The organism is Streptomyces sp. NPDC096310 (assembly GCF_044763125.1).
Taxonomy (GTDB): Bacteria; Actinomycetota; Actinomycetes; order Streptomycetales; family Streptomycetaceae; genus Streptomyces.
Window position 1 is genome coordinate 480,834 of sequence record NZ_JBIWFO010000004.1, and the last position, 15,284, is coordinate 496,117.

A 15,284-nucleotide genomic window follows, 5' to 3' on the forward strand; every position below is an offset into this window, starting at 1 on the left:
GAGGGCTGGGTGCATCCGGGGTTGTGCGTGCGTCCGGGGGCTGAGTGTGTCCGGCGCTGTGTGCTTCCGAGGGCTGTGTGTGTAAGGGGCGGCCGTCCATGGGGGTCGCCCCTCACCTGTGAGCCCGCCGTACGCGGGCCCGTTACGGGCCGTACGACCTGATGTCGTCGATCACCGAGAACCCGATGCCGTACGCGCTCATCCCGCGCCCGTACGCGCCGAGGTGGACCTCGTCGCGCGCCGACCCGGCCAGCACCCAGCCGAACTCGGACTCGCGGTAGTGGAAAGGCGTCGGCTCGCCGTCGACCGGCAGGGAGAGCATCGACCAGGCGGACCCGCTCAGATCGTCGGCCAGCTCGAACGCGGCCTCCGTCTGCTGCGCCAGCCATTCGGCGCGCAGGATGTGGTCGAGCTGCGGGGGCCAGGTGGAGGCCAGCAGCCCCGAACCGGCCAGCCAGGCCGCCGAAGACGCCGTCGTGGCGTCCAGATGCCCCCTACCGTCACCGGTACGGTGTACGGCGCTGTGGGCCACCGTGACGACCACCGCGAAGCGTTCCCTGTACGCGGCGGCCGCGTCCGGTCTTATCGACGGCTCTTCCCCGTGGCCCGTGGCACCGTGCCGTACGGTGCCGTCGGCGGTCGCCCCGACCCGCATCAGCCAGCGGGGCCCCGTGAACGCGTCGTCCAGCCCGTACCAGGGAAAAGGTGCCCGCAGATAGGCGGCGAGGGAGCGAAGACCCGTCTGCCCTCCCTCGGAAGGGGCTGGTCCGGCCGCGTCCCGCGCACCCGCCCGACTCGTGGTCTCCATCTGCCCGCGCCTCCTCGATCTCGGTCGTCCGGCGCGGCCCGCCCCCGGCGGGCGTTTCACTTCCGGACAGATGGAGGATAGCCACCCGCTCCCGACTCGTAGGGAAAGCTCGGGCTCAGGTGGCGTCTGCGTCGAAGGGAGGCCGTTCGACGGGATCGGGCTTTTCGCGCTTCTTGAGCAGGTCGGGCGTCTGCGGAGAAGCAGGGGATTTCTTGAGGAGATCGGGTGTGGCGGACCCGCCACCGGCCGCCGCCGCCGCACCGACGGCCACGCCGTTCGCCGACGATCCGTTCGCGGCGCTTATGGCGGGCGCGGGGGTCTCCGGCTCGTCGGAATCACCCTCCCGGCCGTTCACCACATCCGCGATGTCGTTCATCTCCTGGCGGAGGTCGAAGGTGCTGCGGATCTCCTTGAGCCCCAGGTCGTCGTTGTCCATGAGCTGCTTGCGCACGAAGTTCTTGGGATTGAGGTCCTCGAACTCGAAGTCCTTGAACTCCGGACCCAGCTCGGAACGGATGTCCTCCTTGGCGTTGTCGGAGAACTCACGGACCTTCCGGATGAAGCGGGAGACGTCCTGGATGACCTTGGGCAGCTTCTCCGGACCGAAAACGATCACGGCGAGGACCGCGATCGTGATCACCTCAAGGGCGCCAATGTCGTTGAACACCTTGCTGCTCCTTGTGTTCTCCATGCACGCGGGAAGAGGACGGGACGGTCCTGGTCCGCACGGGGTCGAGGTGGGGCGGGGCCGGGCCGCTCCACGGTACCTGCCCGAACTGTCCGGGCGGTACCTTCCGGTGACCGTCAGGTGCCGTCCGCCGAGCCGAGGGACAGACTCATGGTCCGTTCCCTGCCTCCCCGTACGAGGGTCAGCTCCAGCCGGTCCCCGGGGCGGTGCGCGCGGATCTTCACGATCAGCTCCTCGCCGCTGTGCACGCGCTGCCCGTCGACCTCGGTGATGATGTCGCCCGGCCTGATGCCCGCCTTGTCACCGGGGCCGCCCGCGGTGACGGCGGGGCCGCCGTCGGCCGCTTTGTCGCCGACCTTGGCGCCGTCGCCCGTGTACTCCATGTCGAGGCTCACCCCGATCACCGGGTGCGTGGCCTTGCCGGTGTTGATCAGCTCCTCGGCGACGCGCTTGCCCTGGTTGATGGGGATGGCGAAGCCGAGCCCTATCGACCCCGACTGGCCGGCGCCGAGCCCCGTACCGCTGTCGGCGGCGCGGATGGCGCTGTTGATCCCGATGACCCGGGCCCGGGCGTCCACCAGCGGTCCGCCGGAGTTGCCGGGGTTGATGGGGGCGTCGGTCTGGAGGGCGTCGACGTAGCTGATGTCGCTGCCGTCGCCCTTCTCGCCGCCCGCGGTGATGGGGCGCTGCTTGGCGCTGATGATCCCGGAGGTCACCGTGTTGGAGAGGTCGAAGGGCGCGCCGATGGCCACGACCGGGTCGCCGACCTGGACGTTGTCGGAGTTGCCCAGCGGGAGCGCCTTCAGCCCGGAGACGCCGGTGACCTTGACCACGGCGAGGTCGTAGCCGCTGTCCTTGCCGACGAGCTTCGCCCGGGCGGTCTCCCCGCCGCTGAACGTGACCGATATCTCTCCGCCCGAGCGGGAGGACGACGCGGGCTGGACGACATGGTTGTTCGTCAGGATGTGGCCCTGCCGGTCGAGGACGAAGCCCGTGCCGGTGCCCTGCTCGCCGCTGCCGCTGACGTGGAGGGTGACGACGCTGGGCAGTGCGCTGGCGGCGATGCCCGCGACGCTCTCGGGCGCGCGCCCGGCGGACTCGGGGCCGGCCTGCGGGAGTTCGACGCTGGTGAAGCCGCCGTTGCGCTCGATGTACGCGCCGGCCGCGCCGCCCACGACACAGGCGGCGAGCCCGATGAGCACGAGGGCGGCGATCCCGGTCCTGCTCCGCTGGGGGGCCGACGGCTCGCCGTACTCGGTCAGGGGCCCGCTCGCCGGGGCGCTCCAGGGGTCGTACTGGAGCCACTGGGAGGACGCGGGGTGCGGCTGCTGGGGGTGTGCGTGCTGCTGGGGCGGCGTATGCGGCTGGGGCGGGACATGGGGCTGTGGCTGCGCGTGGGGCTGGGGCGGGCCTGGCGTCCCGGGGTACGGCGGGGGCAGCGGTGTGCCGCCCGCGGGGGTCGGGAGCTGCACCGGGGGCGCGGGTGCCCAGGGCCCGGGGCCGCCGTAGGGCGGGGTGCTGTACGGGTCGGGCTCGTGCAGCGGCCGGGGGCGCGCCGGGGGCGCGTCCGACGGCTCCTCGGCGGTGGCCGCGGGGGGCTGGGCGGGCGGCTCCGTCGTCACGGTCGGCGGCTCCGTCGACATGGCGGGCGGTTCCGTGACCGCGGTGCTCCGGGCCGTGGGCCCCGCCGGGTCGTCGGGCTCCGGTGGCGGCGCGTCGACCGCGGAGGGCCGGCTCCACCACTTCGCCTTCGGTCCGGTCGGCTTCCCGTCGTCCATGCTCTCCCCGCAACTGCCGTTCCATGCCCTCCAGGGGCACCCCTGCCCTGGATTCAACCAGGTTTACGAAGGTCCGCGCAGGGAGCTGGTCAGCGCCGGGCGGAAAGCGGGGCGGACGGCAGCGTCGGAGCGTCGATCCGGGTCGGGTCGGGGGTGGCCGCGGAGCCGGTCCCCGGCGTCCGCTCGTCGATCAGGACGGCGGAGCCCGTGGCCTGGGTCCACCGCAGCGGCGAGGCGCCGGTCAGCAGCGCCTGGGGGAAGGGGTGTTCGGCGAGCAGCTGCGACTGGAGCACGCCGGGTGGTGCGGTGGCGGCGGGCCGGTCCGTGGAGCGCGAGGGCGATCCGCCGCCCTGGCGGCGGGAGGAGTCGCTGATGCTGGTGCCCGGGGCCGTGGTGCCCGGGGCCCGCATCGGGGTCACGCTGTTGCCCGCGCCGCGCGGCAGGACATCGGCGGCCGTACCGAGCGGCATCGTCCCCCCGAGGGCCATCGCGGCGAACGAGACGGCACTGGCCGCGGCGAACGCGAACCGGCGGCCGCGCCACGGGGAGCGCGCGTCGTCCTGCCGGGCGCCGCCGTGGCGTCCGACGTCGTGGATACGGAATCCGGAGCCGCCCGGCAGCACGCCCGTGTGCTGACCGGCCGGAACATAGCCGAAGCCGTCCGTCCTGACGCCGAAGGAGCCGTCGCCGAAAGCGCCCTCACCGAAGCGCCCCCCGTCGAGGCGCCCTTTTCCGTCGTCGTCACCACCGGAACCGGATCCGGGCCCGCCGGGAAGTCCCTGGAGCCGGGCGAGCAGTCCGGCCGAGAGCTGCGGCGGCGCGGCCTGGGCGAACGCGGTTTTCAGCCGGCGCTGGGCGTCGGCCTCCGCCTTGCACCGGGCACAGGTCGCGAGATGGGCCAGCACACGCTCACGCGCGTCATGGTTCAGCTCCCCGTCCACCAGGGCGGCGAGTCGGTCCCCCAGATGCTGCTCGGCGGGGGTGGGCCCTGTGCCACTCACGCCGCTCCGCCCTCCCCGGCCACGCTCACGAAGGCGCGCTGCTCGGCCCGGGCCTCGGGGGAACGGTGCTGGAGAGCCTTGCGCAGATGCGAACGGCCGCGGTGGATCCTGCTCCGTACGGTGCCGAGCTTCACGCCCAGCGTGGCGGCGATCTCCTCGTACGACAGCCCCTCGATGTCGCAGAGCACCACCGCGGCACGGAACTCGGGCGCGAGGGTGTCCAGCGCCTGCTGGACGTCCGCGTCGAAGTGCGTGTCGTGGAAGACCTGCTGCGGCGAGGGCTCGCGGCTGGGCAGCCGCTCCGCCGCGTCGTCGCCGAGGGCGTCGAACCTGATCCGCTGCTTGCGGCGGACCATGTCGAGGAAGAGGTTGGTGGTGATGCGGTGCAGCCAGCCCTCGAACGTGCCTGGCGTGTACGTCGACAGCGAGCGGAAGACGCGTACGAAGACCTCTTGGGTCAGATCCTCGGCGTCGTGCTGGTTACCCGTGAGGCGGTACGCCAGGCGGTAGACACGTCCGCTGTGCGTGCTGACGATCTCCTCCCAACTGGGAGGCGTCCACGCCTGCGATTCCGCATCCGATGCGAAGGTCGCCGTAACTGCGGAGTCGGTGGAGCGAGAACGGTCAGCGATGTTGGTCACGGATTTCGGCTTGCCGGCTGACCCGAGAAAGCGCCGGAGCACTCCTCCCCGATCCACAGGCGCAGCCGCACCTCCCCTATCGGCTCTGGTGGTGTCCAGTGGAGCCCCTACCATAGCCACTCCGCCCGTTAGCTCCGGATAAGAATCTTTACGTGAATTTGGGGGCGGTCCCCGGCGCCTTCGGGGCCGCTCCGGCGGGCTTCCCCCGCCTCGCGCTCTGCCTTTCTTAACGCCCGGTCCCATCTGCGGGTTCCCGGGCGCAGCGGATACAGTCACCGTTGCGCCGCCAACGGGGACAAGGAGAGGGTCATTACCGCCAACCGGCAGACGAGCTGGGCGTTCGCCGACGCCTTTGTCGCCGAGGACGAAGCTCTGCACTGGGCCCGGGAACGGGCCCGGGAGACAGGGCTCCGCTCGGTGTCACCAGGCACCGGCGCCGCGCTGCGTCTGCTCGCCGCCACGCTGGACGCGAAGGCGGTGGCCGAGATCGGCACCGGCACCGGTGTCTCCGGTATCTACCTGCTGGAGGGCATGCGCCCGGACGGTGTGCTGACCACGGTCGACACGGAGCCCGACTGCCAGCAGTTCGCCCGGCAGGCGTTCCGTGCCGCCGGGTTCACCGGCAACCGGGCGCGGTTCATCCCGGGCGGCGCCCTGGACGTACTGCCGCGGCTCGCGGACGGCGCGTACGACCTCGTCTTCTGCGACGGGGACCGGCTGGAGTCCCTCGACTATCTCGCTGAATCGTTGCGGCTGCTCAGGCCGGGCGGGCTGGTCTGTTTCGAGGGCGTCTTCGCGAACGGCCGGACGGTGGACTCGGCGGCCCAGCCCTCGGAGGTGCTGCGGGTGCGGGAGCTGCTGCGGACCGTACGGGAGAGCCAGGAGCTCCAGTCGACGCTGCTGCCGGTGGGCGACGGCCTGCTCTGCGCGGTACGGCGCGGCTGACCGGAGCGCGCCGTACGCCGCCCGCGGGCCCGCGAGCCCGGCCCGCACCATCGCGTGATCGCACCATCGCGTGATCACCGCGAACAGTCCTCTGCCCCGGTACGGACGGATCCGTACCGGGGCAGAGGACTGTTTGTCCGGGGGTGGCTCCCCACCCCGAAGACCGTGATCGTTCCGCTCAGCCGACGACCTTCTTCAGCGCGTCGCCGAGTGCGTCCGCCTCGTCCGGAGTCAGCTCGACGACAAGCCGACCGCCGCCTTCGAGCGGAACGCGCATGACGATGCCCCGCCCCTCCTTGGTCACCTCGAGCGGGCCGTCGCCCGTTCGCGGCTTCATGGCCGCCATGCTCGTTCCCCTTCCTGAAACCAGCTCATCGCAGCCGGCGGCCCCATGACAGGCGCTGTGTCACCGGCATCGAACACATTGCTTCCAGCCCATTATCCCGCATGGCGGGACCCGATGACCAACATCGGACGGCATCGCTTGCGCAACGCGCTCGCGCAAAACGCCGCATTTCGGGGATCCGGCTGCGATACTTCGCCACCGCGCGCTCCGCCGGCGGCCGACTTTCTTAGACGCAGGTCACATGCCCACCGCCGGCGATCTCCGCCATGCTGGGGCCGGACAGGACCACCCGAGCCGCGAAGGGGACCCGATCATGGCAGACACCGTGCTGTACGAGGTGAGTGACGGACTCGCAACGATCACGATCAACCGGCCCGAGGCCATGAACGCGATGGACGTCGCGACCAAGGTCGCGCTCCGGGACGCGCTGACGGCGGCGGGGGACGACGACACCGTGCGCGCCGTACTGCTGACCGGGGCGGGGTCCCGGGCCTTCTGCGTGGGCCAGGACCTGAAGGAGCACACCGCCCTGCTGGCGGAGGACGCCAGGACGGGCGGCGGGCAGACGATGAGTACGGTGCGCGAGCACTACAACCCGATCGTCCGGGCGATCGCCGGGATGCCCAAGCCGGTCGTCGCCGCGATCAACGGTGTCGCGGCGGGCGCGGGCCTCGGCTTCGCCCTGGCGGCGGACTACCGGATCGCGGCGGACACGGCCGCGTTCACCACGTCCTTCGCGGGCGTGGCCCTGACGGCGGACTCCGGTATCTCCTGGACGCTGCCCCGTCTGATCGGCCGGGGCCGCGCGACGGACCTGCTGTTCTTCCCGCGCTCGGTGGCGGCGGCGGAGGCGCACGCGTGGGGGCTGGTCGACCGGCTGGTCCCTGCGGCCGATCTGGCGGCCACGGCCGCCGGGGTGGCGGCGGGGCTGGCCGCGGGGCCGACGGTGGCGTACGCGGCGATGAAGGAGTCCCTGGCGTACGGGGCGGAGCACACGCTGGCCGAGACGCTGGAGAAGGAGGACGAACTCCAGACGAGGGCGGGCGCGTCGGAGGACCACGGGATCGCGGTGCGTGCGTTCCTGGCCAAGGAGAAGCCGGCGTACGTGGGGCGCTGACGGCGTACGGGGGGTGCTGACGCGCGGCAGTCACCCTGAGCCGGGCGCGGGACGGAAGCGGGCGTCCGGCCGTGAGCGGCGGCCGGACGCCCGGACGGGACGGGCGCGCGGGGGCGGGGGTACGCGGGGCGCCGTGCGGGCGGGAGCGGGCGCCAGGGCGGCGTGTGGCGGGGCTCCGGGTCAGGCCGCCCGGGTGCGGGCCACGCAGGCCGACAGGTGGTCGTTGACCAGGCCGCACGCCTGCATCAGCGCGTACGCCGTCGTCGGGCCCACGAAGCGGATGCCGCGCTTCTTCAGCGCCTTCGCCAGCGCCGTGGACGCGTCCGTCACGGCCGGGACGTCGGCCGTCGTCACCGGGGCCGGTCGCCGGGCGGCGTCGGGGGCGTACGACCAGATCAGCTCGTCGAGCGCGCCCGCCGGCCAGTCGGCCAGCACTCGTGCGTTCGCCAGGGTCGCGTCGACCTTCGCGCGGTTGCGGATGATGCCCGGGTCGGCGAGCAGCCGTTCACGGTCGTCGTCGCTGAACTTCGCCACCGACGCGATCGTGAAGGAGGCGAACGCCTCGCGGAAGGTCTCGCGGCGGCGCAGGATCGTGATCCAGGACAGCCCCGACTGGAAGGCCTCCAGGCACAGCCGCTCGAACAGGGCGTCGTCGCCGTGGACCGGGCGGCCCCACTCCTCGTCGTGGTACGCGAGGTAGTCGTCCGTGGAGACGCCCCAGGGGCAGCGGGGCCGGCCGTCGGGTCCCGCGACCGCGCCGCCGGGGGTCTCGCTCATCGCTCGCTCTCCTCGCCCGGCTTCTTGAAGAGGTCGGGAGAGGAGACCGCCGTCGCCTGCGCGCCCGCGAGCGCGGACTCCAGCTCCGCGATCCGCGCGTCCCGCTCCGCCAGTTCGGCGCCGAGCCGGCTGAGGACGTCGTCCACGTCCGCCATCCGGTAGCCGCGGGCCCCGACGGGCAGCCGCAGCGCCTCGACGTCCGCGCGCCCCACCGGGCGCGTCACGGGCAGGGGGTCGACGAACTGTTCCGGAGATGCCTCCGGCAGAACCGCGCTGTCGCCGCCGCCGACGACCGCGAGGGTGACCGCGGCGACGACCACGACCATCGCGATGAGCAAGAACAAGAACACGAGCTTCTCCCCGGGCAGGAAACGTCCAGTGCCGATCGTGCCACGAGCCACTGACACCGGGCGCCGTGGAAGGCGGTTAGGGTCGATGCCGACCTCGGGTCGCGGACGAGCAGGCGAACCGAACGCGGGAAGGAACCACGGACATGCGCTCCACGGACGGGACGCTGCGGCTCGGACGCCGGGAATTCGGCGCCCACGAGCCGGTGATCATGGCGATCGTCAACCGGACCCCCGACTCCTTCTACGACCGGGGCGCGACCTTCGGTGACCAGCCGGCCCTCGACCGCGTCGAGCACGCGGTCGCCGAAGGTGCCGCGATCATCGACATCGGCGGGGTGAAGGCGGGCCCCGGCGACGAGGTCACGGCCGAGGAGGAGGCCCGCCGTACGGTCGGCTTCGTCGCGGAGGTGCGCCGCCGCTTCCCCGATGTGGTGATCAGCGTGGACACCTGGCGCCACGAGGTCGGCGAGGCGGTCTGCGAGGCCGGTGCCGATCTGCTCAACGACGCGTGGGGCGGGGTGGATCCCCGGCTGGCGGAGGTCGCCGCGCGGTACGGCGCCGGGCTGGTGTGCACCCACGCGGGCGGGGCCGAGCCCAGGACCCGGCCGCACCGGATCGCGTACGACGATGTGATGGCCGACATCCTGCGGGTGACGCTGGGGCTGGCCGAACGCGCCCTGGAGCTGGGCGTACGCCGTGACGCGATCATGATCGACCCGGGCCACGACTTCGGGAAGAACACCCGGCACTCTCTGGAGGCGACCCGCAGGCTCGGCGAGATGGCGGAGACGGGGTGGCCGGTGCTGGTCTCGCTCTCCAACAAGGACTTCGTCGGGGAGACGCTCGACAGGCCCGTCAAGGAGCGGCTGATCGGCACGCTGGCGACCACCGCGGTCTCGGCGTGGCTGGGCGCGCGCGTCTACCGCGTCCATGAGGTCGCGGAGACGAGGCAGGTGCTGGACATGGTCGCGTCCGTCGCGGGCCACCGGCCGCCCGCCGTGGCCCGCCGCGGCCTCGCCTGAACGAGCGCCGCGGCGGAGCGGGCAAAGGGGCAGGCGGGAGGTGCGGGCGCGACGGAACGGGCCGGGCCGGTCGCCGGCCCCCTGCGGAGATCGGTCACCGGCCCCTGCGCGGATCAGCCGCCGGTCCGCCCCTCCCGCCTCAGTTCCCGGTCTCCTTCGTGACCAGCGCGACCGCTTCCTCCACGTCGTCCGTGACATGGAAGAGCAGCAGGTCCGTCTCGGAGGCCTTGCCCTGCGCCACCACCGTGCCGCGCAGCCAGTCGACCAGGCCGCCCCAGTACTCCGTACCGAAGAGCACGATCGGGAAGCGGGTCACCTTGCGGGTCTGCACCAGGGTGAGCGCCTCGAACAGCTCGTCCAGGGTGCCGAGGCCGCCCGGCAGCACCACGAAGCCCTGCGCGTACTTCACGAACATCGTCTTGCGGACGAAGAAGTAGCGGAAGTTGACCCCGATGTCGACGTGCGGGTTGAGCCCCTGCTCGAAGGGGAGCTCGATGCCCAGCCCCACGGAGACGCCCGACGCCTCCCGCGCGCCCTTGTTCGCCGCCTCCATGGCGCCCGGGCCGCCGCCCGTGATCACCGCGAACCCGGCGTCGACCAGCGCCCCGCCGAGCCGCACGCCCGCGTCGTACTCCACGGTGCCGGCCGGGGTGCGCGCGGAGCCGAAGACCGCGATGGCGCTGGGGAGTTCGGCGAGGGCGCCGAAGCCCTCGACGAACTCCGACTGGATGCGCATCACCCGCCAGGGATCGGTGTGCACCCACTCCGAATCACCCTCGGTGTCCAGCAGCCGCTGATCGGTCGTGCCGGGCTGCACCTGCTCGCGCCGCCGGATCACCGGGCCGAGCCGCTGTTCCTCCGGCCCGCGCGCCCCTTCAGGCATGCCCATGAGCTGCTCCCTCCGCTGCTGTGCGTTGTTCTGGGAAAGGGTAGATCGGCGGACGTGACAAACGGCGAAATTCCGGCGGTCGAACAGGTCCCCGGCCGGTGAGCCGGGCCTCGCCGCCCGACCGGGGCCTCGTCGGCCCGTTACCGCGTGAGCCACTCGCGGAGCCGCTCCTCACAGTGCGTGATCCGCTCGACGGCCACCCGCTCGTCCCGCTTGTGGGCGAGCAGCGGGTTGCCGGGTCCGTAATTGACCGCGGGCACCCCGAGCGCGCTGAAGCGTGCGACGTCCGTCCAGCCGAACTTGGGCCTGGCCTTCCCCCCGACGGCCGCCATGAAGGCCGCGGCGGCCGGGTGCGACAGCCCGGGCAGGGCGGCGCCCGAGTGGTCGTCCACGACGAACTCCGCCACGCCGCATCCCTCGAAGACCTCGTGGACGTGGGCCAGGGCCTCCTCCTCGGTGAGGTCCGGCGCGTACCGGTAGTTGACGACGACGGTGCACGCGTCGGGGATGACGTTGGTGGCGACGCCCCCCTCGATCCGTACCGCGTTCAGGCCCTCGTGGAACTCCAGCCCGTCGATGACCGGCCGGCGCGGCTCGTACGCGGCGAGGCGCTGGAGGATCGGCGTGGCGGCGTGGATGGCGTTGGACCCCATCCAGCTCCGCGCGGAGTGCGCCCGCTCCCCCGTCGTACGCAGCAGCACCCGCAGAGTGCCCTGGCAGCCGCCCTCGACCTCGCCGTCGGAGGGCTCCAGCAGGACGGCGAAGTCGCCCGCCAGCCAGTCGGGGTGGGCGGCGGCGACATGTCCGAGCCCGTTGAGGTCCGCGGCGACCTCCTCGTTGTCGTAGAAGACGAACGTGAGGTCGCGGTTGGGCTCCGGGACGGTCGCGGCGATACGGAGCTGGACGGCGACGCCCGACTTCATGTCGCTGGTGCCGCATCCCCACAGCACCCCGTCGTCGAGCCGGGAGGGCACGTTGTCCGCGATCGGGACGGTGTCGATGTGTCCGGCCAGGACGACCCGCTCGCTCCGCCCCAGCTCCGTACGCGCCACGACGTTGTTGCCGTACCGGTCGACGGTGAGATGCGGCAGGGCGCGCAGTGCCTGCTCGATCGCGTCGGCGAGCGGCTTCTCCTCGCCGCTGACCGAGGGGAAGTCCACCAGCCGTGCGGTGAGCGCGGGGCCGTCCAGGGCGAGGTCGAGCGGTGTCTCAGACATGCTTCGACCCTAATACGCCGGACTGACACCCCTCGTCCCGCATGATCCACGCGCCGGTCGTCACCCCCTCCGCGCGCCTTCGCGCCGGGCTCGCGGAACCGCCGTGGCGGGTCTGCCGGAGCGGTCCGCCGGGGCGCTCCGACTCCAGTACGGTGAGCGCGTGTCAGAGCCCGTACCCCCTTCCTCCTCCGTCTCGCGCTCCCGTTTCGGTCGCGGCCGTCTCCTGCGTGTCGCGGGCGCCTTAGGCGTTCTGCTCGCCGTGGCCTGCTACATGGCGGTGCAGTATCTGAGCGGCGGCGGAGGCCCGCCGCGCTGTGTGGCCCGCGCCGGGGACGGGCCCGATGACGGGGGCCCGACGTACGAGATGACCCCCGAGCAGGCGGCCAACGCGGCCACGATCTCCGCCGTCGGCTCCCGCCGCGGGCTGCCGGAGCGCGCGGTGACGATCGCGCTGGCGACCGCCCTCCAGGAGTCCGCGCTGCGCAATCTCGACCACGGCGACCGTGACTCGCTCGGCCTGTTCCAGCAGCGCCCGTCGAAGGGGTGGGGCACGGCCGCGCAGATTCAGGACCCGGTCTACTCGGCGGGCGAGTTCTACGACCATCTGGTCAAGGTCCCCGGCTACTCGCGGCTGCCGCTCACGGAGGCGGCGCAGCGCGTCCAGCGCAGCGGTTTCCCGCAGGCGTACGCGAAGCACGAGCCGGACGCCGCGCTGCTCGCCGCCGCGCTCACCGGCCGCTCCGCCGCGTCGCTGACCTGTTCGACGCCGACCGGGATCACCCCCGGGCACCCGGCGAGGGTACGGGCCGCGCTGACGCGGGACTTCGGGACCGGGGTGGAGCCCGCGGACGCCGCGCACGAGGTCTCCGTACCGGTGCCGGCCGCGGGCGGCACGGCGGGCGGCGGGCGCGGCGCCTCGGTTGCCGGTGAAGCCACTGAGGCCGGTGAAGCCGGTGAGACGGGTGAGGCCGGCGGGTCCGACGGAACCGGCGGGTCCGACCGGTCGGTGGCGGGGAGCACGGCCTCGCAGCGCGGCTGGGAACTGGCGCACTGGGCGGTGGCCCAGTCCTGGGAGCTGCGGATCGACGAGGTCGCCTACGCGGGCCGCGTGTGGCGGGCGGGGCAGGCGCACCGGGGCTGGCAGCGGGTGGAGGAGGCCGGGGACAGCCGGACGGCCGGTCCGGACTCCGGGGCCGGAGTGGTCCGTATCACCACTGCGCGCTAGAGGGAGAAGACGGGCCGCCCAGCAGTACGACGTATCACCCGGACAGGCGAGTCCGCCCCGGTCCGGGAACCCTCTCACGCCCGCTCTCCCCGCGGGCCCCGCCGACACGGCGATTCCCTTACGGGACAAGGGAAGTGACGGTTCTCCGGGCGGAGCGGAACCACCCCGTTCGCCCGATTCGCGCCCCAGGGGGCCGCACGGCGCATTACCTACTCTTTACTCGCGCCCACCGCATCCTTCGCGGCCTTCCGAGGGGTTGTCACTACGTCCGATCGACGGATCTGCCGATCGACGGACAAGCGACACGCACCGTTCGCCCCTCAAGCCCTCCAAGGAGCCCTCATGTCCGCGAACCTCCCCCTGGCCCGCCGGATCGCCCGAGCCGCGCTGCTCATCGCGGCGGGCGCCGCCCCGGTGATCGGCGCGGCCGGGTCCGCGAGCGCGGCGGCGCTCCCGCAGACCACCGATCTGGGCGCGGTCACCGCGCTCGACGGCGCCGCCGTGGGCGACACTCTCGACGGCGGGGCGCAGCAGGCCACCCAGGCCGTGGGCAGCGCCGGCGGCAAGGCCGTCGCCAAGGGCGTGCCCGCCGTCGGCAAGACCGTCGGCAAGGCCGTGAAGACGGCGACCCCCGCCGTCCAGAAGGCGGCGGGCGAGACCGCGGGCAGCGCCGGCACCGTACTGGGCGAGACCGCGAAGACGGCCACGGAGGGCACGGCTCCGGCCGGGGCCGCCCAGGGCGGTCTGCCGCTGGGCCGGCTCCCGGTCAAGGGCCTGCCGATCGGCTGACCTCGCTCCGTACACGCGTACACGTCCGAGGGCCCGGGGAGCGCGCGCTCCCCGGGCCCTCGGGCGTACGCCGGTGGATCACACCAGGCGCTTGACCGCCGCGTCGATCCGTTCGTCGGTGGCCGTCAGCGCCACCCGTACGTGCCGCCCGCCGGCGGGACCGTAGAAGTCGCCGGGCGCGACCAGGATGCCCAGCCCCGCGAGGTGCGCCACGGTGTCCCAGCACGGCTCGTCGCGGGTCGACCAGAGGTAGAGGCTCGCCTCACTGTGGTCGACGCGGAAGCCGTGCGCCTCCAGTGCGGCGCGCAGGGCGGTGCGCCGGGCCGCGTACCGCTCCCGCTGCTCCTGTACGTGCGTGTCGTCGCCGAGCGCCGCGACCGTGGCCGCCTGCACCGGCGCGGGCACCATCATCCCGCCGTGCTTGCGGATCTTCAGCAGCTCGCCCAGGACGGCCGGGTCGCCCGCCAGGAAGGCCGCGCGGTAGCCGGCCAGATTGGAGCGCTTGGAGAGCGAGTGGACGGCGACGATGCCCTCATAGGTGCCGCCGCAGACGTCCGGGTGCAGAACGGAGACGGGCTCGCTCTCCCAGCCCAGCTCCAGGTAGCACTCGTCGCTGAAGAGCAGTACGCCGTGCTCGCGCGCCCAGGCGACGACCCGGGTCAGCTCGTCCTTGGCCAGCACCCGTCCGGTGGGGTTGGACGGCGAGTTCAGCCAGAGAAGCCTGAGCCCCGCCGGATCCAGCTCCGTGGGGTCGTCGTACGGGACGGGCTCGGCGCCGCAGAGCCGCGCCCCCACCTCGTACGTCGGGTACGCGAGCAGCGGGTACGCGACCCGGTCGCCCGCTCCGAGCCCGAGCTGCGTCGGCAGCCAGGCCACCAGCTCCTTGGAGCCGACCACCGGCAGGACGTTCGCATGGCTCACGCCGCGCGCGCCGAGCCGCCGCTCCACCCAGCCGGTCAGCGCGTCCCGCAGCTCGGCCGTGCCCCACACCGTCGGATACCCGGGCGAGTTCGCGGCGCCGGTCAGGGCCTCCTGGACCAGTGCGGGAACCGGGTCGACGGGCGTGCCGACGGACAGGTCCACGATCCCGTCCGGATGGGCCGTCGCCGTCGCTTTGTAGGGCTCCAGCTTGTCCCAGGGAAAGACGGGAAGGCGCGAAGAGACTGCGGACACGTGCTCACTCACTCTTTCTCGGGTGCCGAACGCCGCGGTCCCGTACAGCGGGGAGCTGTACGGGACCGGGGGCGCGCTGTCAGCCGTTCTGGGGCGGCAGCGCGGCGATGAAGGGGTGGTCCCGCTCGATCAGGCCGAGCTTGGAAGCACCGCCGGGCGAACCGAGCTCGTCGAAGAACTCGACATTCGCCTTGTAGTAGTCCTTCCACTCCTCCGGGGTGTCGTCCTCGTAGAAGATGGCCTCGACCGGGCAGACCGGCTCACAGGCTCCACAGTCGACGCATTCGTCCGGGTGGATGTACAAGGACCGGGAGCCCTCGTAGATGCAGTCGACCGGGCACTCCTCGATGCACGCCTTGTCCTTGACGTCGACACAAGGCTGCGCGATGACGTAGGTCACGCTGTCGTTCCTCCTCGATAGGGCGCGGCGGGCCGATCTGCGGCTCCGTCCACGGGCGCGCGGGAGCGCGGCGTCGTCGATGCCCACTCACTAGTATCTCCGTTCTTGAGCGCGTTCC

16 protein-coding genes and 1 pseudogene are annotated in these 15,284 nt (G+C 72.7%); 5 read left to right on the forward strand and 12 right to left on the reverse strand.

Annotated elements, in window-relative coordinates; all coding sequences use genetic code 11:
• Positions 1–142 precede the first annotated feature (142 nt).
• The 5 genes from ACIQ7D_RS13090 to sigE all read right to left on the reverse strand — a co-directional run bounded on the left by ACIQ7D_RS13090 (position 143) and on the right by sigE (position 5,030).
• Positions 143–808, reverse strand: a complete 666-nt coding sequence (locus ACIQ7D_RS13090) for a hypothetical protein (RefSeq protein ID WP_403936773.1) — start codon at positions 806–808, stop codon at positions 143–145.
• A gap of 115 nt (positions 809–923) precedes the next feature.
• A complete protein-coding gene (locus ACIQ7D_RS13095; RefSeq protein ID WP_403936775.1) occupies positions 924–1,475 on the reverse strand; it encodes a sec-independent translocase in 552 nt (183 codons plus the stop codon).
• A gap of 137 nt (positions 1,476–1,612) precedes the next feature.
• Complete coding sequence (locus tag ACIQ7D_RS13100) at positions 1,613–3,274, reverse strand: S1C family serine protease (RefSeq protein ID WP_403936777.1); 1,662 nt, start codon at positions 3,272–3,274, stop codon at positions 1,613–1,615.
• Between the two features lie 89 nt (positions 3,275–3,363).
• Positions 3,364–4,275: an anti-sigma factor family protein gene (locus tag ACIQ7D_RS13105; protein ID WP_403936779.1), complete on the reverse strand. Its 912-nt coding sequence runs from the start codon at positions 4,273–4,275 to the stop codon at positions 3,364–3,366.
• Positions 4,272–5,030, reverse strand: a complete 759-nt coding sequence (gene sigE, locus ACIQ7D_RS13110) for an RNA polymerase sigma factor SigE (protein ID WP_403936781.1) — start codon at positions 5,028–5,030, stop codon at positions 4,272–4,274. The genes ACIQ7D_RS13105 and sigE overlap by 4 nt, the downstream gene beginning before the upstream one ends.
• A 164-nt stretch (positions 5,031–5,194) precedes the next feature.
• Between sigE and ACIQ7D_RS13115 the strand changes: the two are divergent.
• Positions 5,195–5,861: pseudogene (locus ACIQ7D_RS13115) on the forward strand (O-methyltransferase).
• A gap of 178 nt (positions 5,862–6,039) precedes the next feature.
• Here the strand turns inward: ACIQ7D_RS13115 and ACIQ7D_RS13120 are convergent.
• Positions 6,040–6,207 carry a DUF3117 domain-containing protein gene (locus ACIQ7D_RS13120; RefSeq protein ID WP_003966491.1) on the reverse strand — a complete coding sequence of 56 codons (168 nt, stop codon included), beginning with the start codon at positions 6,205–6,207 and terminating at the stop codon, positions 6,040–6,042.
• A 313-nt stretch (positions 6,208–6,520) separates the two neighbouring features.
• Between ACIQ7D_RS13120 and ACIQ7D_RS13125 the strand changes: the two genes are divergently transcribed.
• The gene (locus tag ACIQ7D_RS13125; protein ID WP_403936783.1) at positions 6,521–7,324 is read left to right on the forward strand and encodes an enoyl-CoA hydratase/isomerase family protein; all 804 of its coding nucleotides are present in this window, start codon (positions 6,521–6,523) and stop codon (positions 7,322–7,324) included.
• 180 nt (positions 7,325–7,504) lie between these two features.
• Here the strand turns inward: ACIQ7D_RS13125 and ACIQ7D_RS13130 are convergent, their stop codons facing one another.
• Positions 7,505–8,101, reverse strand: a complete 597-nt coding sequence (locus tag ACIQ7D_RS13130) for a DNA-3-methyladenine glycosylase I (RefSeq protein WP_403936784.1) — start codon at positions 8,099–8,101, stop codon at positions 7,505–7,507.
• Positions 8,098–8,451 (reverse strand): hypothetical protein, encoded by a 354-nt coding sequence (locus tag ACIQ7D_RS13135; RefSeq protein WP_403936786.1) that lies wholly within the window; start codon positions 8,449–8,451, stop codon positions 8,098–8,100. The genes ACIQ7D_RS13130 and ACIQ7D_RS13135 overlap by 4 nt, the downstream gene beginning before the upstream one ends.
• A 143-nt stretch (positions 8,452–8,594) precedes the next feature.
• On the opposite strand from ACIQ7D_RS13135, the gene folP reads away from it, so the two are divergent.
• Positions 8,595–9,473, forward strand: a complete 879-nt coding sequence (folP, locus tag ACIQ7D_RS13140; protein WP_403936787.1) for a dihydropteroate synthase — start codon at positions 8,595–8,597, stop codon at positions 9,471–9,473.
• A 139-nt stretch (positions 9,474–9,612) separates the two neighbouring features.
• Here folP and ACIQ7D_RS13145 read toward each other — a convergent pair whose 3' ends face one another.
• Together ACIQ7D_RS13145 and dapE are read right to left on the reverse strand one after the other, a co-directional pair.
• Positions 9,613–10,362, reverse strand: a complete 750-nt coding sequence (locus tag ACIQ7D_RS13145; RefSeq protein ID WP_403936789.1) for a TIGR00730 family Rossman fold protein — start codon at positions 10,360–10,362, stop codon at positions 9,613–9,615.
• Between the two features lie 140 nt (positions 10,363–10,502).
• Positions 10,503–11,579, reverse strand: coding sequence for a succinyl-diaminopimelate desuccinylase (gene dapE, locus ACIQ7D_RS13150; RefSeq protein WP_403936791.1), 1,077 nt, complete (start codon positions 11,577–11,579; stop codon positions 10,503–10,505).
• Between the two features lie 271 nt (positions 11,580–11,850).
• On the opposite strand from dapE, the gene ACIQ7D_RS13155 reads away from it, so the two are divergent.
• Positions 11,851–12,804, forward strand: coding sequence for a hypothetical protein (locus tag ACIQ7D_RS13155; protein WP_403937008.1), 954 nt, complete (start codon positions 11,851–11,853; stop codon positions 12,802–12,804).
• Positions 12,805–13,146: 342 nt separating this feature from the next.
• Positions 13,147–13,593 (forward strand): ATP-binding protein, encoded by a 447-nt coding sequence (locus ACIQ7D_RS13160; protein ID WP_403936793.1) that lies wholly within the window; start codon positions 13,147–13,149, stop codon positions 13,591–13,593.
• A 78-nt stretch (positions 13,594–13,671) separates the two neighbouring features.
• Here ACIQ7D_RS13160 and dapC read toward each other — a convergent pair whose 3' ends face one another.
• Together dapC and fdxA are read right to left on the reverse strand one after the other, a co-directional pair.
• Complete coding sequence (gene dapC / locus ACIQ7D_RS13165; protein WP_403936795.1) at positions 13,672–14,766, reverse strand: succinyldiaminopimelate transaminase; 1,095 nt, start codon at positions 14,764–14,766, stop codon at positions 13,672–13,674.
• Between the two features lie 79 nt (positions 14,767–14,845).
• Positions 14,846–15,166 carry a ferredoxin gene (fdxA, locus tag ACIQ7D_RS13170; RefSeq protein ID WP_003985062.1) on the reverse strand — a complete coding sequence of 107 codons (321 nt, stop codon included), beginning with the start codon at positions 15,164–15,166 and terminating at the stop codon, positions 14,846–14,848.
• Positions 15,167–15,284: the final 118 nt, after the last annotated feature.